This is a genomic window from Micromonospora sp. LZ34 (assembly GCF_052981855.1).
Map to the genome: position 1 here is coordinate 289,951 of NZ_JBRIQN010000002.1, position 21,039 is coordinate 310,989.

Here is a 21,039-nt window from a genome sequence, read left to right on the forward strand (position 1 = left end):
CGGTGGCCGGCCGGCGAGGCGGGGTGACGGCATGAGCGTGGTGCAGAGCGTCGACAACGTGGCGCTGCTGCCGGCGTACCTGGCCGCCGGCACCGCCGTGCTGGTGCTGGTCACCGACCTGGTGCTGGCCCGACCGCGGGCCACGGTCGCGGCGGCCGCCCTCGGCGCGGTGGCCACCGCGCTGGGCTCGGCGCTGGTGGGCGCCGGAGCCGAGCGGCGCACCTTCTGCGTCGGCGCCGACTGCTCGTACGTCTTCGGCGGGCGCGCCGCCCTGGTCGGCGCGGTCGTCGCCCTGCTCACCCTCGGCGTGCTGGCGCTCTCCGGCCCGGCGCTGCGGGCCGGGCAGTCGCCGGTCGGGGAGTACGCCTTCCTGCTCGCCTGCTCGATGACCGGCGGCGTGGTGCTCGGCGCGGCCGGCGACCTGATAACCCTGATCGTGGCGCTGGAGACGCTCACCCTGCCGCTCTACGTCCTGGTCGGGCTGCGCCGGGGCAGCCTGGCCAGCGCCGAGGCGGCGGTCACCTTCTTCGTGGTCAGCGTGGTCGCCACCACCCTGACGCTGCTCGGCGCCGCGCTGCTCTACGCGGCCACCGGCGCGCTGCACCTGGGCCGGCTCGGCGCGCTATTCGCCGACCGGCCGGAGCTGCTCGACCTGCCGCTGACCAGCGCCGCCGTGGCCCTGGTGGTGCTCGGGCTGGCGTTCAAGGTGGCCGCGGTGCCGTTCCACGCCTGGGCGCCGGCCACCTACGACGGCGCGCCGCTGCCGGTGGCGGCCTACCTCTCCACCGCCTCGAAGCTGGGCGGCGTGGTGGCCCTGCTCGCCGTGGTGCAGCACGCGCTGCCGGCCGAGGTGACCGGTCCGGTGCTCGCCCTGCTCGCGGTGCTGACCATGACGGTCGGCAACCTGGTGGCGCTGCGCCAGCGGCGGACCGTCCGGCTGCTCGCCTGGTCGTCGGTGGCCCAGGCCGGCTACATCCTCGCCCCGCTCGGCGCGCTGGCGCTGGCCGCCGGCCGCACCGGTGACGCCCGCACGGCCGCGTACGCCGCCGCCGTCGCGTACGCCGTCTTCTTCGTGGTGCTGGAGCTGGCGGCCTTCGCGGGTGTGGTGGCGCTCCGCCCTGCCGGCGCGGACGGCGGGACGCTCGACGACCTGCGCGGCGCGGCCCGCCGTCACCCCTGGCGGGCGGCGGCGCTCGGGCTGGCGCTGATCGGGCTGGCCGGCCTGCCACCGGGCCTGGCCGGGCTGTTCGCCAAGGTGACCGTGGTCCGGGCGCTGCTGGACGGCGGCGCCGGCTGGCTGGCCGTGGTGGTGGCCGTGAACGCGGTCGTCGGCCTCGCCTACTACCTGCGGCTCACCGCCGCCCTCTACGCCCCGGCCGCCGCCACCTCGCCGGGCGCCGGCCCAGCCGCCACCACCTCGCCGGGCGCCGGCCCAGCCGCCACCACCTCGCCGGGCGCCGGCCCGGCGGTCGCCGCCGTGTCGGCCGGCACGGTCGCCGTGGTGCTGGCGGCGGCCACCCTCGTCGCCCTGGTCATCGGCGTCGCTCCGCAGCTCGTGCTCGACCTCGCCGCCCGCTGAGCCGGGCGCGCGTGGTCGCGCTCCCAGGCAACTCACAGCCATACGACGGATGGTTGGCGGGTACCGGGTTGTTGAACCGGTCAGCGGATCCCTGGCGATTCGTGCACCGAAGGAGCGAACGTGCATCACAACCGTCTGAAGACCGCCGCGCTGCTCGGCCTGCTCACCTCGCTGATCCTGGCGGTGGGCTACTGGTTCGGCGGCAGTGGTGGACTGGTCATCGCCGTCGTCCTGTCACTGCTGATGAACGGCATCACCTACTTCTACTCCGACAAGCTCGCACTGCGCTCGATGCGGGCGCAACCGGTCAGCGAGGCAGAGTTCCCCGAGCTGTACCGGATGGTCCGCGAGCTGGCCACCGAGGCCCGGCAGCCGATGCCGCGGCTCTACGTGAGCCCGACGTCGCAGCCGAACGCGTTCGCGACGGGGCGAAACCCGCAGCATGCGGCCGTCTGCGTGACGCAGGGGATCACCGAGATCCTCGACTACCGCGAGCTGCGCGGAGTGATCGGGCACGAGCTGTCGCACGTCTACAACCGGGACATCCTCATCTCCAGCGTGGCCGCCGGCCTGGCCGGCATCATCACCACCCTGGCGAACATCGCCTGGTTCATCCCGCTGGGCGGCGGGGACGACGAGGACGCCCCGAACCCGGCCGTGCTGCTGCTCACCATCATCCTGGGCCCGATCGCCGCGACCATCATCCAGCTGGCGATCAGCCGGAGCCGGGAGTTCCAGGCGGACGCGTCCGGCGCCCAGCTGACCCGCGACCCGCTGGCCCTGGCCAGCGCCCTGCGGAAGATCCACATGGGCACCCAGCGCCGGCCGCTGCCGGCCCAGGGGCAGCTCACCAGCACCGCCCACCTGATGATCGACAACCCGTTCAAGGGCGGCGGCGTGGCGAAGCTCTTCTCCACCCACCCGAAGATGGAGGAGCGGGTCGCCCGGCTGGAGCGGATGGCCGCCGGCGCCGGCCCGGTGCAGTTCCAGCGCTGACCTGAGAGGTGCCCGGCGGCCGGCCTCCGGCCGCCGGGGGACCGCCACACCACCTCCGCCCGCGCCCGGTTCTCCGGGCGCGGGCGGAGTCGTGTGCGCGGGCACAAACCGTTTCTCCGGCGGTCGGCCGAGCGTTAGGGTCGAAACGTCTCCCGCCCATTACATTCCCTGCCAAGGAGGTCGACCGTGGCCGCACTGCGCCAGTACCTGGGCGTCTGGCGGATCCCCGGGGCGCCGATGCTGCTGGTCACCGGCATCGTCGGCCGGCTCGGGATCGGCATGACCCCGCTGGCGCTGCTGCTCGTGGTCGAGCAGGTGACCGGCCGGTACTCGCTCGCCGCGGTCGCCGGCGGCATCTACGCCCTCTCCGGCGCCGCGCTGAGCCCGGTGGCCGGGCGGATCGCCGATCGGGTCGGCCCCACCCCGGTGCTGCTCGGCACCGCGGTCGCCCACCCGCTCGCGCTGCTCGGCCTGCTCTGGGCGGCCCGCGCCGAAGGCGGCAGCCTGGCGTTCGTCTTCCTGGCCGCCGGGGTGGCCGGAGCCACCTACCCGCCGCTGACCGCCGCGATCCGGGGCGCCTGGAACGACCTCACCGGCCCGGCGTCGGGCCGGTACCACCTGCGCAACACCGCGCTCGCCGCGGAGACCACCCTGTTCGAGATCGTCTTCGTGCTCGGGCCGCTGCTGGTGGCCGGGTTCGTGCTGGTCGCCGACGCCATGGCGGCGCTGGTCGGCTCGGCCGTGGTGACCCTGGTCGGTACCACCGCGGTGGCGCTCGGCCGGGTGATGCGCGGCTGGCGCCCGCACCCGCACGAGCACCGCGCCCGGGGGCTCGGCCCGCTGCGGGTCGCCGGGTTCCCGGCGCTGCTGCTCTGCGTAGCGAGCCTGGGCATCGCCTTCGGCGCGGCCGGCGTCATCGTGCCGGCGTTCGCCACCAACTACACCGCCGACGACCCGGACAGCCTCGCCGGGGTGCTGCTGGCCGTCTGGGGCATCGGCAGCGCCGCGGGCGGGTTCTGGTTCGGCGTCCGCCGGCCGGCGCCGAACATGACCCGGCAGTTCGCCTGGCTGCTCGGCGCGGTGGCGGCCAGCTTCGCCGTCTTCGCGCTGATGCCCACCCCGGCGGCGCTGGGCACCGCGCTGGTGATCGGCGGCGCCACCATCGCGCCCGCACTCACCCTGGAGAACACCCTGGTCGGCCGGATCTCGCCGGCCAGCATGCTGAACGAGGCGTACACCTGGGTGGTCACCATGTCGGTCGGCGCGAGCGCCGCCGGCGGCGCGGTCGCCGGGCTGATCGTCGACCACGCCGGCGGGGTGCCCTGGGCCTTCCTCTTCGCCGGGGCGGCGGTCGCCGTCGGGGCCGGGGTCGCCGCGCTGCCGGCCGGCCCCATCGCCCGCGCGGAGACCGCGGCGGTACGCGCCGAGGAGCCCGTCCCGGCCTGAGGTCTGGACCCGGGTCGGGACGGGTACGTCAGAACCATGTTCGTCTTCTTCTCGAACCGGGTTGGCTGCCTCGGCTCGCTGCTGATCAGCGCGATCCTGACGGTGATCCTGCTGCTGGTCTTCGCCGGCTAGCGGTTCCTTCCGCGGCCGTCCGGTCTCATCCGCTGGAGCGGGCGGGGGCGGCCGGCCCTGTCTGGGCCGGCCCGCCCACGGTCAGCGGTAGTTGGTGAACTGCAGGGCGACCCCGAAGTCCTCGGCCTTAAGCAGGGCGATGACCGCCTGGAGGTCGTCCTTCTTCTTGCCGGTCACCCGCAGCTGGTCGCCCTGGATCTGGGCCTGGACGCCCTTCGGGCCCTCGTCGCGGATCTTCTTGCTGATCGCCTTGGCCTTGTCCGAGTCGATGCCCTGGATGACCTTGCAGTCGATCTTGAAGACCTTGCCCGAGGAGCGCGGGTCGCCGGCGTCCAGCGACTTGAGCGAGATGTTCCGCTTGACCAGCTTCTCCTTGAAGACCTCCAGCGCGGCCCGCACCCGCTCCTCGGTCTCGGCCTGGAGGCTGATCGCCTCCTCGCCCGACCAGGAGATCTCGGCGCCGGTGCCCCGGAAGTCGAACCGCGTCGCGAGCTCCTTCTCGGCCTGGCGGAGGGCGTTGTCGACCTCCTGCCGGTCGACCTTGCTCACGATGTCGAACGACGGGTTCGCTGCCATGATCATGCTCCTGCTGTCCGGCGGTTTGTGGTCCTGTGTCCCCCGCTGACCAGCGGTACGACCCCCTGACGGTACCCGCTTGCACCTGTGCCGGGGGTAGCCGCTATCCTTGCTTTCGCCGCCGCGTCGTGACGCGGTGGGGTGCCCTGGCGGGTTGCCCGAGCGGCCAATGGGAGCGGACTGTAAATCCGTCGCGAAAGCTACAGAGGTTCGAATCCTCTACCCGCCACCAGGTGCGAAGACGGCCCTTGATCAGCAGAAATGCGGTCAGGGGCCGATCTTGTTTGGTCCCGCTGAGTCCGACCGATGCCCACCGTCGCTCAGAGTCTGGGGGCGTAGCGGGGGGCAGCCGATCTGGCCAAGACTGCCCGGCGATCTAGGGGAGAGCAGGTCTCTCATTGATCCTCTAGTGTCGGGAGTGCCGGTTGTGGCTCAGGTGATCCGGGGGGTCCTCGTGACTGAGGCTGTCAGCGAGTGGCTGCGTTCGGCAGTGTCTGTATTCGGTCAGGAGTGCAAGACCGCACTGGCTGGTCCGGGCGAGCCTGAGGCGGCTATCCGGCCTCCGATCGAGCGTCTGCTACAGGCTGTCTGCAACAACCTTGGCGTCACCATGGCCTACTACCCGGAGACTGCGCTCGATGATTTGAAGGTCAGGCCTGACTACGCGATCCGGATCAACGGGACGATCACGGGCTACCTGGAGGTCAAGAAGCCGACCACGGCAATCGACCCGGCGAGCTTCAGGGGACACAACCTTGCGCAGTGGGAGCGGCTAAAGGATCTACCGAACCTGCTCTACACCAACGGCGGCTCGTGGATGCTGTACCGGGATGGTGAGCAGGTCGGCGAAATCGTGCACCTCGACAGCTCCCTTTCCACTGCCGGCAATCTGCTCGCAGCCCGTGATGCCCGCTTCGAGCAGCTACTACGAGACTTCCTGACTTGGAAGCCGGCACCGATCCGCTCGGTCCGACAGCTGGTGAAGGCAATCGCACCACTGTGCCGGCTGCTGCGACAAGAGGTCGTGGACCAACTCGACCGCGAGGCGGCCGCCGTCCGGGCTGGTCAAGCCGAGCAGGAGCAGCCCTTCACCGGCCTCGCCAAGGATTGGCGACGTCTGCTGTTCCCGACGGCAGACAACAAGGTCTTTGCCGATGGCTACGCCCAGGCGGTGACTTTCGCCCTGCTCCTCGCCCGTTCGGAGAACATTTCACTCGTCAACGGCAACCTGCACGAGGTCGGTCGAAAGCTCGGCCACACCCACTCCGTCATGGGTAAAGCGCTACAGCTGCTCACCGACAACATCTCCGACCGGTTCCGAGTCAGTCTCGACCTGCTTGTCCGAGTCGTCGACGCTGTCGAGTGGGACCGGATCCGAGCTGGCCGGGCTGACGCCTACCTACACCTCTACGAAGACTTCCTTGAGGTCTACGACGACGAGCTACGCAAGGCGTCGGGCACCTACTACACCCCCATACAGGTAGTAACCGAGATGGTGCGCCTGGTTGAAGACGTCCTGCGTACCCGGCTGGACTGCGCGGACGGATTCTGGTCCCCACAAGTCGTCACCGTTGACCCGGCAATGGGTACTGGCACATTCCTGCACGCGATCATCAAGCGGGTGGCCGAGCAGGTCACCGACTCAGACGGTGCGGGATCCGTGCCCCACGCGATTGAACAACTCGCCAGGCGGCTAATCGGATTCGAGCTGCAGATGGGCCCGTACGCCGTCGCCGAGCTACGCGAGTCAGACATGCTCCGCAAGTACTCGGCCTCCCTCCCCCCGGGCGGGCCACACCTGTACGTCACGGACACTCTCGATGATCCACACGCCGAGCAGCAGCAGATCGCCTCCACCTATGCGCCCTTGTCGCGGTCCCGACAGCGTGCCAACAGGATCAAGGCACAACAGCCGGTAACCGTGGTTATCGGCAACCCGCCCTACCGTGAGCGGGCCGAAGGGCTCGGCGGCTGGGTCGAGAACGGGTCGCCGCACGAGCCAGCGCCGCTTGACACGTTCCGGCTGAGCGGCAACGGCCGCACCGAATACGTGCTTAAGAACCTCTACGTCTACTTCTGGCGGTGGGCCACCTGGAAGGTCTTCGACGCCCATGCCAACGAGGGCCAGGGGGTGGTGGCCTTCATCAGCACCGCCGGCTACTTGCGCGGGCCTGGGTTTAAGGGCATGCGGAAATACCTCCGCGAGACATGCGACGAGGGTTGGATCATCAACGTTTCGCCGGAGGGTATTCGTCCGGACGTCTCCACCCGAGTCTTCCCAGGCGTCCAACGACCACTTGCGATCGGCATTTTCGTGAGACGGGCGGCAACGGATCGAACGAAGCCCGCAAGGATCTGGTACACGGCTCTGCATGGGCGACGGCTTGAGAAGTACGACCAGCTGCGTAACTTGACACTCGCCAGTGACCAGTGGCGTCCGGCCCGCACAGAGTGGACTGCTCCGCTGACGCCAGCCGCCGACTCTGGCTGGGACGACTATCCAGCACTCGGGGACCTGCTGCCGTGGGTGTTGCCTGGAGCTAAGCCGAACCGCACCTGGGTCTACGCGCCCTCTTCCGAAATTCTTGAGCGCCGATGGTCGGCATTGCCTGCCGCCGCTAGTCGTGAAGAGCGTAAGGAGCTTTTTAAGGAGACCCGCGACCGTACGATCGACTCCAAGGTCGAACCGCTACCCGGCCTGCCATCGCACACTGGCACGATCGATCAAGAGCGGGCCCAATGTCCGTCGCCCGCGCGCGTCGCCTACCGCAGCTTTGACCGCCAGTGGATCATTCCCGACAGCCGCGTTCTTGACTATCCTCGCCCCGAGCTCTGGCGTGCGGCCGACCCGGGCCAGGTATATCTGGTCGAGCAGCATGCACACCCGTTCGAAACTGGGCCGGCTGTCCTCTTCTCCGCGTTGGTACCGGACATGGACTACTTCAACGGGCGAGGCGGCCGGGTATTACCCATGCGGCACGCGAGCGGTGCCCCGAACGTACCTACGCTGCTGCTGACCTTGTTGGGCGATCGGCTCGGACAGTCTGTCGCTGTGGAGGACCTCGTCGCATACATCGCCGGCGCTGTGGCCCACCCAGGATTCACGCGTCGCTTCGCTGAGGAACTCGAAACGCCCGGCGTTCGGGTGCCGCTCACCGCGGACCCCGCCTTGTGGGTCGAGTCTGTCACGCTCGGCCGACAGATCGCCTGGCTGCACACCTACGGTGCCGCCTTCGCTGACCCAGCCGCCGAGCGTCCCAAAGACAACATCCGCTATCCCGTCGGCGACCCGCGACGGCCGCTGAACACCGTCGCGATCCCGGTTAGCCCTCTCCCCGCGACGATGACCTACGACCCTGCTGCCCAGACTCTGTACGCCGGAACCGGCTCGTTCGCGCCAGTCCCGCCCGCCGTATGGGAGTACGACGTGGGCGGCATGCAGGTAGTGAAGAAGTGGTTCTCCTACCGCAAAGCCAACCCAGGCGGTCGACGGTCCAGCCCTCTGGACGCCATCCATGCCGAACGCTGGCCGCATGACTGGACGGTGGAGCTGAATGATCTGCTGACCGTTCTACGCCGGCTTGTAGAACTGGAGCCGCAACAGGAGGAGGTGCTTGGCCGCATCCTTGCTGGCCCGCACATCACCGTCGCCGACCTGACCGCAGCAACCGTCCTGCCTGTTCCCGAGGTCGCGCGGCGGGCCCACCGTCACGCACCAGACCTCTTCTCTTGAAGCGTCCGTCTGCCGTAGAGATCACTCTCCCGCGTCCGCCAGCTCGTCGCTGCTGCGTACCGGGTCGGCTCCGCCGTTCTGCCGCGTACTGGTGCGCGTCATAGACGGCCCGCCGCAGCCGGACAGGTTAGGGCTCGTGGCAAGAATTTGACACTGGCGTGACGGGCCTTCAGCTACGCTTGTTTAACGATTCGGGGGATATGACCGCTTGTTGGAGGTTTGATCTCGTCACAGCTTAGAGCGATACTGCTGTCCGTGTAGGGATGAAAACGCAGGGCCCCCACTCCCGAGGACGATGCATGCCGCGACGGGCGATACCACCAGTAGAGATCCCGAATGACGCCGAACTGACGCAGTACGGCAAGGGGGAGCGTGGCTCGGTAGGCAGGTTCAGGGACCGCCCGCGTGTCGAAAACAACGAACCCGACATGTCCTTGCTGTGGGGCCGGTTGGAGGTCAGAGAGGCTGCCATCCTTGTCTTCAAGTGGGCGCATCCCCTGTCGGCCGTGCGGTACACGACGGCGGGAGCCCTGCGGGCGAGGGGCTTTGTGGTCCGCCACACTCCCTCAGGATCCATCCCGCAGCACACCAGCGTTCTTGCACCCACACTCGGCGGTGAGCCCATGGAGTGGGACGAGGACCTAGCAAAGATCTTCGCCGAGTGCTTCACTGAACCTGACATAGGAGGTGGTACGCGTGAGTAGCTATGGACCTACGCCAGAGCTGGGCAACCTAGCTTGGGCGCCGCTACCTAACCTGGATGCAGTCGAGATCTTCGATCGGTTCAACGGGGTTCCGACACTTGGCGTGGCACGAGCCAAGGGCGAAGCCTGCCTCTTCTGGCGCGTGTTCTCAGACGATGACAAGATCTCGGCTTGGCTGTACGTACCTCTCACAGACGAAGATGAACGCTATCTGAGCGCCGATGACGACAACGAGGTGCTTGACACCATCGTTTTCCACTCGCTGACGTCGAGGTACACGACCATAGGCACGGCAACGGCCAACCGGTTGATCTTCGAGCGCGAGTGGCAGCTCCCGGCAGGCTTGAGCCCGGACGAGGTAGCTGAGGCTTTCATTGAGTTTTGCCTTGAAGCGATGACTGTTGCCCTTCAGCAAGATCCGCCGTTGCCGCCCTCTCGTCGCCAGATTGTTCAAAAGGCAACGGACGCGGTTCGTCACATGGCTCCAGCCTGACCCGAACAGGGCCAACGAGGACGCCCTGCCATCCCGTCTGCCGTCGACCCGCCCAATTGGGGGAGCGGGCCGCCGCCCGGTGCGCCATGTCAAGCGAGCCTTGACGCAGGTTCGGACGCTGGCGCGCCGGGCGGTGGTCTGCTCGGCTTGCCCGGGTCGATGGCAGGCGGGATGGCCTACGGCAACCACCCACGGACCCGGCGGCTGCCGACGATCTTCGGCCATCCTGGAGCCGGAGCGCCCCCGCCGGAGGCGCCGTAGCCGCAACCCCGCCCGGTGCGCCAGCTCGCCGACGCGGCCGGCGTGCGCTTCCTCACGTCGCGCGGGTCCTGGCCGCGCGGCCCGGCCGGCTGCCGGCCCACCACACCACCCGTCAACGGTCTGTCGTTCTGCGGCGGCCCTCCGGGCTCCCCGCTCTCCGCGCCAGCCGCCGGGCGTTGGCGGGTCGGCCGCAGAGCGGCAGCGGCAGCGGCCGGCGCGCGCCCTGGCGGCGGCGCGTGCGGCCCGTTCAGGGCCGCCTTGAAGACGTACAGAAACTTTGCACAACATCGCCGGCAGTCCGCCGGCAGTCCCGTGTCCGGTCTCGGGACCTGGGTGACAGATCTGTCTCGGGACGTGGTGACACTTTCTGGCTAGCCAGGTGGTGAGGGCGGCTCGGGTGGGCGTCCTCGGGCACGGGCTGCGTCGGATACGGCGATCCCGGCCAGGACGAGAGCAGCGGCGGCGGCGACCAGCACCGGCGGCAGGAAGATCGTTGCCGGCGAGATGGCGGCGAGCACGAGGACCCCGGCCACGAGGTCTCGGGACACCCGGCCGAACACCACGTACTCGAAGGTGGCCCGTCCGGCGAGGAACAGTGCGGGTCCGCCGAGGATGACGGCGACCCACGCCGGTTGTGTGTGCCCGAACGGGTCCTCGATGACGAGCTCGTCGCCGACGGAGATCGCGACGATGCCGGCGACCATGACCGGGTGGGCGTATATCGCGAGGACGGCAATGCGGAGCGGATCAGGGGCGGCGGCGACGGCCCCGCCCAACGCCTCCCCGGCACGGTGGATGTAGATCCGCCACAGCAGCACCGTGGTCGCGAACGCCACCACGGCCGCCGCGCTGCGGTCCGCCTCGAAGGCGTTGCTGCTGAGCCCCAGCCCCGTCACCAGAATCAGCTCGCCGAGCGCGATGATGAAGAACTGCCGATGCCGCTCGGCCAGGAACTCGGCCGAGATCGAAAGCTCCGCCGCACTGGCGTGGCCATGCCTCGGCGTGGGCCAGCCGAGTCTCGGCGCCGTGTAGTCCACGGCCACCGCTAGCGCCCACAGCACCCCACGCGGCCAACCCTGCACGACAGCGCCCGCGATCCACGGCACCGCCGACACGCCGTACCAGAACAGCACCCGCACCTCGGGAGGCCGCCGCTCGTGGCCACGCGTAACGATCACGAGGAAGAGGCTGCGGCCGACCTGGACGGCGACGTACGCGCCTGCGAAGACCAGGCCATGTTCGCCGAACGCCTCAGGCACCGCGGCCGCCAGCACCAAGCTGCCGAACATGCACCCGATGATCAGCGCCTGTATCGCTGGCCGTTGCGGGTCGAACGTGTCGCCTATCCCCGCCGTCTGGGTCCACACCCACCACACGGCGAGCAGCAGCACCAGCGTCTGGAAGGCGTCGCTCCAGTCCATATGGTCCCGCAGCCCATCCGAGAGCCGCAAGATCGCGAAGACAAACACCAGGTCGAGGAACAGTTCCAGGAACGTCGCCCGGTGCTCCTCCGGTCGTCGCAGCAGCCGGGCTGCGCCACTCGTCATCCGCTCGCCCCGTTTCTGCCGCTTCTGTCGGCCTCTGAGACAGTCGTACCACCCGGCAGGGCTGGTGGAGGTGGATGTGCTGCTGCGGCCTGGGGTCGAACGGCCTCGCCCGTGGCGGGCGACGGTAGAGGCCGATCAGTTCCTTCCAGCCGTCGCCGCCGGTTCTGATCAGCTCGTCGACCTTGGCCAGGCGTCGGGCCAGTGCCACAGGTGGCGGAGAGTTAACCAGGTCCTGATACCGATCTGTCACGCACGTGCTGAGACCCGACATCGCCGGCAGCCGGCCGGATCGTACGTCTGTTCGACTAGATTGTTGCTCGTGGAGGTACGGGGGCGCTGGTGGAACGGGTCGTGGGGTCGCATGGCCCGGCGGGACATCTGGCTGCTCTCCGACGGTCGGCTGTGGCGAGTGCGGGGCCGCCTCGGCGGTGACGGGGGGCAGGAAGTCTCATACGACTTCCCGGACGAACCCGCTGCCCGCTCGATGGTCGACCGGATGATGAAGACCTCGGCCGGCACCTGGCGGGACCTCACGGAGGCGATCCGGCAGGAGTCCAACCGCCGGCGAAATCACTAGCTGGACCGGTCGCGCCCGATAGCGATCAGCGGCAGGCGTCTGCCCGGACGTGGACACCGCACCACGGTGGCAGCTCGGCTGCCCACACCCGCCAGCCGCCGGCGTCTCGCCGAGTCTCGAACCGCCACGGGTGAGTTGTGCCGCTGAGGTTGACCTGTTCGTTCCACCAAACTGCATGTACCTGGGCGGTCACCGTCGCACGGTCGTCGGCCTGGTCCTCGACGTCGATCGGTCCGGCCACTTCAAGCTTCGACGGAACATTGCCGCGTTCCATCTCGCCGCGGTACTCACGCCACTGCCGCAGCAGCTCGTCATGACGCCTGTCGGCCAGCACCCGTGACAGGCCGATCTGCTCTCCGGTGCTCATCCGGAGCACGTACACGTTCACCGCCGCGTCCGGTGTTGCCTCACCTCGCTCTGCTTCCGCCTGTCGCAGAACGGCCCACGACACGGGCACTGCTATGACCCCGGTACACAGCACAGCTGCGAGCGAGAGAACAACCCATGGCCAATGGCGCGGCGACCGCACCAACGGTATGCCTGCCGCCGCCCGGCGACCCGGCAGGACTGGTGCCTCCCCTGGTCCCATAGAAGGCAACATATGCCTCCGGTGGGTTTCCCAGCCAGTGCCGGTCGTCGGCCTCGACCGTCATACCGCCGTTGGTGCCAGAATGAGGCCGTGGAAGCTGGCCCTGACACGACTGCGGAGTGGTGGACAACCTCCGACGTAGCTGCGTACCTCGGCGTGAAGGTCGCGACGGTTACCAACTACCGGAAGCGGGGTCAGATGCCAGAGCCGGATGCCACGGTGGGCCGCACTCACATGTGGCGCCCGAGCCGGGTCATGTCCTGGCATGAAAATCGCCCACGCCCAGGCGTCGGCGGTCGTCCAAGCCGAGCGACCGGGGGCGCTGACGACGGGGTCAGCTCGCGCTGAGGGCTCGCACCTCATCAAGGTACGAGGTGGCCTCCGGTTCCTTCGGGTATCGCTCCCGCAGCAGCGTCGCCAGCTCCTTCGAAACCATCAGCAGCGAGGGCAGCGACTTGCGATCTCCCTCTAGCGCCTGCCGCCCGTGGGAGACAGCCCTCTCTAGGTCGCCTGCCCTGGCCGCTACCACGCCCAGCGTGAGCCGGGCTTCCGCTTGGCGCATCGGCTTCCGGTCGGTCCCGTCGGGGTCCGTCGAGGAACGGATGACCTCACGGGCATACATTTCTGCGAGACGGTTCTCGCCTGCGATGCGGTAGCAGTCCATGGCATAGAAGTCGAACTTCGCCGGGTCCACCACGAAGTGGTGGTCGGTGTCCTCGGGATACGGCAAGGATTCAAGCAAGGTGCGGCCCTTGTCCAGCGCCGTCTCTACCTGTCGCCTGTCGCCGAGCCGTGCCCATGCCTTGGCGCGCTGCGCGGTCAGCTGCACGGCCGCCCCGTCATGGGCTGCCACTGCCTCGCCTGCCTCAGCGGCCGCGATGACGCCTCGGTAGTCACCTTGTGTCAGTGCGTACCAGGCGCGCATTTCGTAGGCCCAGCCTGAGATGGCGGCGTTACCGGCTTCCTCGCCCAGTGTCAACGCCGCCTTGCGCGTGCCTTCGGCAACGCGGCGGAGGCCCATGTCGTACTCCACGCAGCCGACGAGCAACGCGACCCAGCCTGCCAGGGTTAGCACCTCCTGGTGCTGAGCGAGGGTTAGTCGACGATCCCTCAACGCGGTGATCCGGCGCAGCCACGCACGGCCCTCCACCCGTAGCTGCTCCGACGCCATATAGGGGTACTCGCAGCACAGCCGATCAGCGGTTATCCGCAGCGCTTCAAGCGTGGCGTTCGATACGTCGGAGCTACGGAGGCGGGCAAGGATTTCCACCGTCTCCATGCCGGTTCCCGCGATTAGTTCCGCGTCTGCCTCATGAGGTGCCGCCGGTGGGAAGAACGCGGCCGTGACGGTGCCGAACGTTTTAGCGATGAGGGCCTTGTAGAAGGCGTCAGGCTCGGAGCTTCCCGCCTCCCACCGCTTCCAATTCCGAAGCATGGTGCTGTCGGCCGGGAGCTGCTCGGCGGCGTGTGCCCGCATGGCGCGCACAGCTTCCCCCTGCGACCACCCCCGCGCGGTGCGCTCAGCCCTCAGCCTGGTTGCCCAGACAGGTCGGTCGAGGTCAGCAGCTACGTCAGCCATGCAGCCAGTATCGCCCCGATCGAGGGGACATGGCGAGGGGACTTAGACCTGTCACCGCAGTGACACCTGTCGTTCTATCGCAGTGAAGGAGATCGTTGTGGGTGTCAGCGAAACGCCGGAAGAACTCCGGTTGGAGTCTGGCGTAGTACCAACTGAGTTGGTATTTTCAAGGCGAGGCAGTCATCCATCAGGGGATGCGCCTAGACACAGGAGGTCTGTTGTGAAGTTGTACGTGGACACCGCGAGCAAGCAGGTTCAGGTGACGAAGGACCCGGAGCCGAAGAACGACCAGAACGGCAACCAGCGGTCGGAGAAGAACACTGGCCGGCCCATGTGGTCCACCCAGGTCTTCGTTCTCGACGAGACCGGCGGCGAGATCATCACCATCACCACGGCGGGTGAGAAGCCGGGCGTGACGGTGGGACAGCTCGTCGCTGTCGAGCAGTTGGAGGCCATTCCGTGGGCGACCAACGGGCGCAACGGCGTCGCGTTCCGCGCCATCTCGCTGAAGCCGAAGGCTGGTAACTCGGCGGCCAAGTAGGTCCTCGGTCACTGTGCTGTGTCTGCCACTGGTGTCCGTGGCAACGAAGCGGCCTGAGGCCCGCTGATCCATCCAACTGAACAAGGCAGTCCGGGGACGGCTCTGGCGTCCAACGTTCCCGGCCTGGTGACCACGACCGGTGGTCACACCCCGAAGAGAGCTGGCGCGGGGTCGGTACTGGCGTCCAAACCTGCCGACCCCGTGCCCTCCAACTCATCCACCCTCGTGCAAGGGAGGACTCGTCGTGTCCAAGTCTAGCCCCCGCCGCCCCTTCGGGCGGAACACCGGAACGGTGACGGTCATCGAGGCCAAGGTCCACCGTTCCTCGGCACGGAACGCCCGGCTGGCGTTCATCCTGACGGCGGTCATCGCCGGCCTGCTGGCGGCCGTGGTGGCCGCTTCCTACATGCACCCGATCCTCGCCCTGTTCGTCGGCGCGCTCATCGGCGCACCTCTCGGCGGCATCGTGTGGGTGCTGGTCCGCATCTGGCCGGTGCTGCGGCTGCTGTGGTGGTGGACCCCGGAGATCGGGCTCACCACCCTTCTCGGCGCGGGCTGGGTGCAGCTGGTCAACCACACCTCGGGTCCGGTGACCCTCGTGGTTGTCGCCCTGGTCGTCGGCGTCCCCGCCGCCATCCCGGCCACCCGCCGGCAGTTCGTCGCCTGGGCCTGGTGCCTCGTGGTGCGGCACCGGCTGCGCGTGTGCTTCGCGCAGTTCATCATCGCCAACCAGTCCGGTTCGCTGCCGCTGATCCTGTGGGCCAAGCCCACCCCCGTGGGCGAGCGGGTCTGGGTCTACCTCCGCCCCGGCCTGTCAATGGCCGACCTGGAAGGCCGGCTCGACCGCATCGCGGTCGCCTGCCACGCCTCCACCGCCCTGGTCGAGCGGGCCTCGGACGGCAACGCCGCCTACCTGCGGTTCGACATCAAGCGCCGCGAGGTGCTCACCGCGACGGTGGGCTCCCCGCTGGTCGACGTCATCGACCCGGCCACCCCGGCCACCGACCGGCCCGCCCCGGCCGTGCCCACGGCCTTGGACCTGCCCGACGTCGACGCACCCACCATCACCCTGCCGACGCAGGGCAAGCCGGCCGGCAAGAAGCCGGCCACCACCACCAACGGCAGCAAGCCCGCGGCTACGTCCTCCGCTGAGGACGACGTTTCCGACTGGATCTGACCCACACCGAACCCGGACGCGAGGAGCCCTGCGGGCTCGTTCGTGTGGCTCCTCGCGCCCACCAACGCCCAAGGAGGGCACCCATGACCACCACGACACCCGCCCCTGCTGCGGGGATACCGGTGGGGCCTGGCCTGTCGATGTTCGACCCAATCTTCGTCGGCATCGACGAGTTCGGTCAGCCCGTCTACATCACTCTCGCCTACCGCAACCTCCTCGCCGGCGGCGAACCCGGCGGCGGCAAGTCCGGCCTGCTCAACTGCATCGCCGCCCACGCCGCCCTCTCCATCGACTCCCGGCTCGTGCTGCTCGACGGCAAGCTCGTCGAACTCGGCCAGTGGGAAGACTGCGCCGACGCGTTCATCGGCCCCGACATCACCGAAGCCCTCACCGTCCTGCGACGGCTCCAGGTCGTGATGAACAACCGCTACGCCTGGCTGCGCGCCCACGGGCGCCGCAAGCTCACCGCCCTCGACGCGCTGACGGTCATCACCGTCCTCGTCGACGAGATCGCCTTCTACTCCGCCACCGTCGGCAGCAAGCAGGAGCAGGAAGAGTTCGTCGCGCTCCTGCGCGACCTGGTCGCCCGGGGCCGAGCCGCCGGCATCCCGGTCGTGGCCGCCACCCAGCGGCCGAGCTTCGACATCATCCCCACCAGCCTGCGGGACCTGTTCGGCTACCGGGCCGCGTTCCGCTGCACCACCCCGAACAGCTCGAACATCGTGCTCGGTCACGGCTGGGCGGAGCAGGGCTACTCCGCCACCGACATCCAACCCACCAACCAGGGCGCGGCCTACCTCATCGCCGAAGGCGGCGTCCCCCGCCGTATCAAGGTCGCCTACCTCACCGACGCGCAGATCGCCGGCATCGCCGACTACGCCGCCTGGATCCGCCGACCCACCCGGTTATCCACCCCGTCCGACAACCCTGCCGATTGGGGGATGGCGGCATGACCACCCGCGAACGCGCCTACGCCCGCGCCAGCAACCAACGGGCCGCCCAATACACCGAGATGTGGATCGTCGGCAGTCCCGAGGACCTGGCCGTGATGCTCCACGCCGCCAGCCGCACCGGTCGGCTCGTCTTCGTCTCCGCACCGCACCAGATGGGCGGGGACGACACCCGCCACCGCCGCTACCTGCGGCTCCGCACCCGATAGCCGGTCGACAGGACCAGTCCATCCGCCTGGCAGCAGAGCTGGTCCTGCCGACCTCCACCAACAGCCCCGAAAGGACGTGGCTGCCATGAAGGCTACCCAGAAACCACCCACCACCGTTCAAGTCAGCCCTGCTGACCTGCTGCGGATGGCTGCCCTCTACCTGCGCCGGCACGGCTGGCACCAGGGCACCTACTACAACGCCCTCTTCCCCTCCGACTTCCCGACCCCGCCGGCCTGCGCCGCCGGGGCCATCGGCATCGCCTGCGCCGGCCACAAGGTCGAGCACTTCTCCCAACTCGACGGCGACACCCTCGCCGACTACCTCGCCACCCTCGCCGTGTTCGTCGACTACCTCGACACCACTGAGCCGGTCTTCCTCGTCGACGAGGACGGCTACGTCATCGACGACCACACCTCCCCGTACTCGTGGAACGACGACCCGGCCCGCACCGCCGAGCAGGTCGTAGCGGCTCTGGAAGCCGCCGCGGACGAGTGGGACCGCCTCCACACCGAGGGAGGCGAGAACCGATGAACACCGTCAAGCACACCTTGACGTCGCACCTTCCCCGACAGAAGCGCCGAGATGTCGTCGAGAACGACGAGTTCGCCGCCTTCGCCCGCCGCATCATCCGCGCCCACGGCCGCCGCGTCGCCACCGGAGACGTGGAAGCCCTCCGCGACCTGGTCGCCCTTTCCACCGTCATCGACGACGCCATTACTGACGCCGTCATCGGCCTGCGGGCCTTCGGCTACTCCTGGGCCGAAATCGGGTCCCGGCTTGGCATTTCCCGTCAGGCGGCCCAGCAGCGCTGGGGAGGCCAGTCATGACCTTTGTCTACCCGGCTGACACCGCCGAGGAGTTCCCGACCTACCCGTACCGGATGGCTCCCGCCGGCCTTGCCACGCGTCGGCAACTGCGTGCCGCCGGCCTTCGGCCGGGAGGACATCACGCGGTCGCGCAGATCCTCTGGCGGCGCGGCAAGCGGGTCGCCTACCTCTACAGCCTCGATCTCGCTGCACCAAAGCGGGTCGCCACCCCGGCCCAGCGGGAGGCCATCGCCAAGGCCCTGCGCGCTCGCCGTACCTGCCGGCAGTGCGGCCAGGTCAAGCCCTATTACATCCCTCGCCGCTATGGCTGCTGCCTCGACTGCCACGGAGGCCACTGATGACCACCAACACCCAGACCAGCCGGGGCACCCGCGCCGAGGGTGCCGTCCTGGTTCTCATCCTGCTCACCGTCGCCGGCTTCGCCGGGGCCGCCTCCTTCACCCACGTCAAAGACTGGACCCTCGCCAACAGCCCTCAAGGCACCGGGGCATGGTTCGGCTGGGCCAACGCCGTCATCTCCGAACTCGTCCCCATCGCCTGCCTGCTCACCATCCGCCGACGCCGCCGTACCGGCGCACCCATCGGCTACCCGCTGTTCCTGCTCATCGCCGCTGCCGGCCTCTCCCTCGCCGCACAACTCGCGGTCGCCAAGCCCGGCATCTCCGGCTGGCTGCTCTCGGCCGTTCCCGCCCTCGCCTTCATGGCCCTGGTCAAGCTCGTCCTTGCCCCCGTCAAGGGCGACACCCAGCCGCCGGCGGCTGCGCCGGCCGAACCGCTCCGCGCCCAGGTCGCCGAGCCGGCAGCGCCGGCCGCCATCACCGCACCCGAACCGACACCTACTCCGGCCACCGAGCCGACCGTCACGCCGGCTGTGGAGCCGGAGCCTGTCACCGTGCCGGCCTCAGAGCCGGTCGACGTCCCTGCTCACCTGCTGCCGATGGCCCGCTTCGCGGCCGTGCAGCACGAACAGTCCACCGGAGCACCCATCACCGCCGCCGAGCTGGCCGACCGGCTCGACGTCACCCCGGCCGTCGCCAACCGGCTCCTCACCACCATCCGGGGTGGTGCCCGGTGACCATCTACCTCGTCGACATCGAGCAGGTCACCCACACCTGTCCCGCCCACGACGGGCCGCACCCGTTCGACATCCGCCGCACGCTCGTCGACGTCATCCCCGGCGGACCCTGCCGCGCACCGGTCACCATCCGCTGCGGCAATACCACTACTCAGATTCCGTGTCATCGGCACGAGCCGGCCAAGCGCCAGTGCGGCGCCTGCCGGGTCATCGTCACCGAACGCACCATCACCACCCGCACCCTTGGGGTGGCGGCTTGATGGCGTCGACGCTGGACCTCACACCCCGGACCTCCCTGGCCCGGGGTGTGGGCTCGAACGCCGACACCACCCCACCCGTCTACGGCTACACAGCCACCGGCTCCGCCTTCGAACGCGCCACCCGACCCGACTACTTCGGCTGGCTGGAACACGTCCGGGCCGCCGCCGGCTGCACCCGACCGATCCGACTCGCCGGGCAGATCCTCACCGTCGAGTCGTCGACGGGCCGAGTGTTGGAGCAGCGGCACACCGATGCCATGCCCGACGCCGCGATCTACACCGCGTGCGGCAACCGCCGCGCCACCGTCTGCCCGTCCTGCGCCCAGACCTACCAGCGCGACGCCTTCCAACTCCTGCGCGCCGGCCTCGTCGGCGGCAAAGGCGTCCCCGAAACGGTCGCGCAACACCCGGCGGTGTTCGCCACCTTCACCGCACCGTCGTTCGGCACGGTACACGCCCGCGTGGTCAAGCGGCACACCTGCGGCAACCGCCGCCGCTGCGACTGCCGCGCCGAACCGTGCCACGCGCGCCGCAACATCGGCCTCTGCACCCATGGCCGGCCGGCGGTCTGCTGGGCACGCCACGAATCCGGGGACACGGTGCTCGGGCGGCCGTTGTGCCTGGACTGCTACGACCACGACCACCAGGTCGTCTGGAACCTGTTCTCCGGCGAGCTGTGGCACCGCACCAAACAAGCCGCGGAACGCTACCTCGCCAAGCTCGCCCGCCGACGCGGCATCCCCCGCGTCGAGGTCGTCACCGAATCGGGCAACATCCGCAAGGTTCCGCCTGTGCGGCTGTCGCCTGGGAAGGTCGCCGAGCTGCAAGCCCGCGGCGCAGTGCACTTCCATGCCATCGCCCGCCTCGACGGCGTCGACGGCCAGGACCCCGACGCCGTCGTCCCCCCGCCGGCCGGGTTCACCGTCGCCGACCTCGTCGACGCGCTCCGGCACGCCGCCGAGATCGCGTTTCGCACCCGCCCGCACCCCGACCGGCCTGACGGCTGGCCGATCGCCTGGGGCGAGCAACTCGACATCCGCCCCATCAGCACCGGCCTCGACGGGGACGTCACTGACGGCATGGTCGCCGGATACCTTGCCAAGTACGCCACCAAAAGCACCGAGGCCACCGGGCACACCTCCACCCGACTGACCGCCGACACCATCGGCGACTACGCCGACCCCGACGGCGACCACACCGCCCGCCTCATCGACGCCTGCTGGCGCGTCGGCCGACCCACCACCACACCCCGGCCCCTGCTCGACCGACCACGGGATTACCGGCCCAACCCCGGCTTCGTCGACCGCTGGCAGTGCCCCGACTGCGGCACCCACACCCGCTACGCCGCCTGCCCTGTCTGCGTCGCGGCCCGTCAAGCCTGCCTTGACGCCGAACCGGCCACCAGACCGGCGGCCAACCCTTACGCCCGGCTGCGCCGCTGGGCACACATGCTCGGCTTCGGCGGCCACTTCCTCACCAAGGGCCGCCGCTACTCGGTGACGTTCCAACTCCTACGGGACACCCGCGTCGCCTACCGCCGGCACGAGCACCAGGACCAGGGCGACGAGTACACCGGCAGCCTCCGAGCAGTCGACTACCTCGACGACAGCACGCTCATCGTCGGCACCCTCACCTTCGCCGGCGTCGGCTGGCACACCACCGGAGACGCCCTCCTCGCCAACACCGCTGCCGCCCTCGCCCGCGAACGACGAACCACCGGCCGCGAAGAACTCGCCCACGAACTCAGCACGACCCTCGCCGCCGGCACGGTGCCGGCCGCTGCCTAG

Annotated in this window: 21 protein-coding genes and 1 tRNA gene; 18 read left to right on the forward strand and 4 right to left on the reverse strand. The window is 69.2% G+C overall.

Annotated elements, in window-relative coordinates; all coding sequences use genetic code 11:
- Positions 1-31: 31 nt before the first annotated feature.
- From ACVCAH_RS03690 to ACVCAH_RS03700, 3 genes are all read left to right on the forward strand, one after another.
- Positions 32-1,579 carry an NADH-quinone oxidoreductase subunit N gene (locus ACVCAH_RS03690; protein ID WP_447134604.1) on the forward strand — a complete coding sequence of 516 codons (1,548 nt, stop codon included), beginning with the start codon at positions 32-34 and terminating at the stop codon, positions 1,577-1,579.
- A gap of 120 nt (positions 1,580-1,699) precedes the next feature.
- Positions 1,700-2,575 (forward strand): zinc metalloprotease HtpX, encoded by an 876-nt coding sequence (htpX, locus tag ACVCAH_RS03695; RefSeq protein WP_447134605.1) that lies wholly within the window; start codon positions 1,700-1,702, stop codon positions 2,573-2,575.
- 186 nt (positions 2,576-2,761) lie between these two features.
- A complete protein-coding gene (locus ACVCAH_RS03700; RefSeq protein WP_447134606.1) occupies positions 2,762-4,021 on the forward strand; it encodes an MFS transporter in 1,260 nt (419 codons plus the stop codon).
- Between the two features lie 213 nt (positions 4,022-4,234).
- Here ACVCAH_RS03700 and ACVCAH_RS03705 read toward each other — a convergent pair whose 3' ends face one another.
- Positions 4,235-4,729: a YajQ family cyclic di-GMP-binding protein gene (locus ACVCAH_RS03705; protein ID WP_447134607.1), complete on the reverse strand. Its 495-nt coding sequence runs from the start codon at positions 4,727-4,729 to the stop codon at positions 4,235-4,237.
- Between the two features lie 148 nt (positions 4,730-4,877).
- On the opposite strand from ACVCAH_RS03705, the gene ACVCAH_RS03710 reads away from it, so the two are divergent.
- The 4 genes from ACVCAH_RS03710 to ACVCAH_RS03725 all read left to right on the forward strand — a co-directional run bounded on the left by ACVCAH_RS03710 (position 4,878) and on the right by ACVCAH_RS03725 (position 9,659).
- A tRNA-Tyr gene (locus ACVCAH_RS03710) sits at positions 4,878-4,961 on the forward strand.
- Positions 4,962-5,156: 195 nt separating this feature from the next.
- Positions 5,157-8,462: a type ISP restriction/modification enzyme gene (locus ACVCAH_RS03715; RefSeq protein WP_447134608.1), complete on the forward strand. Its 3,306-nt coding sequence runs from the start codon at positions 5,157-5,159 to the stop codon at positions 8,460-8,462.
- 299 nt (positions 8,463-8,761) lie between these two features.
- Positions 8,762-9,166 (forward strand): hypothetical protein, encoded by a 405-nt coding sequence (locus tag ACVCAH_RS03720; protein ID WP_447134609.1) that lies wholly within the window; start codon positions 8,762-8,764, stop codon positions 9,164-9,166.
- Positions 9,159-9,659 carry a hypothetical protein gene (locus ACVCAH_RS03725; RefSeq protein ID WP_447134610.1) on the forward strand — a complete coding sequence of 167 codons (501 nt, stop codon included), beginning with the start codon at positions 9,159-9,161 and terminating at the stop codon, positions 9,657-9,659. The genes ACVCAH_RS03720 and ACVCAH_RS03725 overlap by 8 nt, the downstream gene beginning before the upstream one ends.
- Before the next feature lie 632 nt (positions 9,660-10,291).
- Here ACVCAH_RS03725 and ACVCAH_RS03730 read toward each other — a convergent pair.
- Positions 10,292-11,467, reverse strand: a complete 1,176-nt coding sequence (locus ACVCAH_RS03730) for a low temperature requirement protein A (RefSeq protein ID WP_447134611.1) — start codon at positions 11,465-11,467, stop codon at positions 10,292-10,294.
- A gap of 319 nt (positions 11,468-11,786) precedes the next feature.
- Here ACVCAH_RS03730 and ACVCAH_RS03735 point away from each other — a divergent pair, with 319 nt between their 5' ends.
- Positions 11,787-12,044 (forward strand): hypothetical protein, encoded by a 258-nt coding sequence (locus ACVCAH_RS03735; protein ID WP_447134612.1) that lies wholly within the window; start codon positions 11,787-11,789, stop codon positions 12,042-12,044.
- 25 nt (positions 12,045-12,069) lie between these two features.
- Here the strand turns inward: ACVCAH_RS03735 and ACVCAH_RS03740 are convergent, their stop codons facing one another.
- Complete coding sequence (locus ACVCAH_RS03740) at positions 12,070-12,411, reverse strand: hypothetical protein (RefSeq protein WP_447134613.1); 342 nt, start codon at positions 12,409-12,411, stop codon at positions 12,070-12,072.
- A gap of 556 nt (positions 12,412-12,967) precedes the next feature.
- Positions 12,968-14,110 carry an XRE family transcriptional regulator gene (locus tag ACVCAH_RS03745; RefSeq protein WP_447134614.1) on the reverse strand — a complete coding sequence of 381 codons (1,143 nt, stop codon included), beginning with the start codon at positions 14,108-14,110 and terminating at the stop codon, positions 12,968-12,970.
- A gap of 322 nt (positions 14,111-14,432) precedes the next feature.
- Here ACVCAH_RS03745 and ACVCAH_RS03750 point away from each other — a divergent pair, with 322 nt between their 5' ends.
- The 10 genes from ACVCAH_RS03750 (at position 14,433) to ACVCAH_RS03795 (ending at position 21,039) form a co-directional block, all read left to right on the forward strand.
- Positions 14,433-14,753, forward strand: a complete 321-nt coding sequence (locus tag ACVCAH_RS03750; RefSeq protein ID WP_447134615.1) for a hypothetical protein — start codon at positions 14,433-14,435, stop codon at positions 14,751-14,753.
- Between the two features lie 244 nt (positions 14,754-14,997).
- The gene (locus tag ACVCAH_RS03755; RefSeq protein WP_447134616.1) at positions 14,998-15,930 is read left to right on the forward strand and encodes a hypothetical protein; all 933 of its coding nucleotides are present in this window, start codon (positions 14,998-15,000) and stop codon (positions 15,928-15,930) included.
- A gap of 83 nt (positions 15,931-16,013) precedes the next feature.
- Positions 16,014-16,883, forward strand: a complete 870-nt coding sequence (locus ACVCAH_RS03760) for an FtsK/SpoIIIE domain-containing protein (RefSeq protein WP_447134617.1) — start codon at positions 16,014-16,016, stop codon at positions 16,881-16,883.
- Positions 16,880-17,089: a hypothetical protein gene (locus ACVCAH_RS03765; protein ID WP_447134618.1), complete on the forward strand. Its 210-nt coding sequence runs from the start codon at positions 16,880-16,882 to the stop codon at positions 17,087-17,089. The genes ACVCAH_RS03760 and ACVCAH_RS03765 overlap by 4 nt, the downstream gene beginning before the upstream one ends.
- An 85-nt stretch (positions 17,090-17,174) precedes the next feature.
- Positions 17,175-17,621 carry a DUF6197 family protein gene (locus ACVCAH_RS03770; RefSeq protein ID WP_447134619.1) on the forward strand — a complete coding sequence of 149 codons (447 nt, stop codon included), beginning with the start codon at positions 17,175-17,177 and terminating at the stop codon, positions 17,619-17,621.
- Positions 17,618-17,917: a hypothetical protein gene (locus tag ACVCAH_RS03775; protein WP_447134620.1), complete on the forward strand. Its 300-nt coding sequence runs from the start codon at positions 17,618-17,620 to the stop codon at positions 17,915-17,917. Before ACVCAH_RS03770 ends, ACVCAH_RS03775 begins: the two co-directional genes overlap by 4 nt.
- Positions 17,914-18,255 carry an RRQRL motif-containing zinc-binding protein gene (locus tag ACVCAH_RS03780; RefSeq protein ID WP_447134621.1) on the forward strand — a complete coding sequence of 114 codons (342 nt, stop codon included), beginning with the start codon at positions 17,914-17,916 and terminating at the stop codon, positions 18,253-18,255. Before ACVCAH_RS03775 ends, ACVCAH_RS03780 begins: the two co-directional genes overlap by 4 nt.
- On the forward strand, positions 18,255-18,992 hold the full coding sequence (locus ACVCAH_RS03785) for a hypothetical protein (protein WP_447134622.1): 738 nt from the start codon (positions 18,255-18,257) through the stop codon (positions 18,990-18,992). The genes ACVCAH_RS03780 and ACVCAH_RS03785 overlap by 1 nt, the downstream gene beginning before the upstream one ends.
- A complete protein-coding gene (locus ACVCAH_RS03790; RefSeq protein WP_447134623.1) occupies positions 18,989-19,252 on the forward strand; it encodes a hypothetical protein in 264 nt (87 codons plus the stop codon). The genes ACVCAH_RS03785 and ACVCAH_RS03790 overlap by 4 nt, the downstream gene beginning before the upstream one ends.
- Positions 19,252-21,039, forward strand: coding sequence for a replication initiator (locus tag ACVCAH_RS03795; RefSeq protein WP_447134624.1), 1,788 nt, complete (start codon positions 19,252-19,254; stop codon positions 21,037-21,039). Before ACVCAH_RS03790 ends, ACVCAH_RS03795 begins: the two co-directional genes overlap by 1 nt.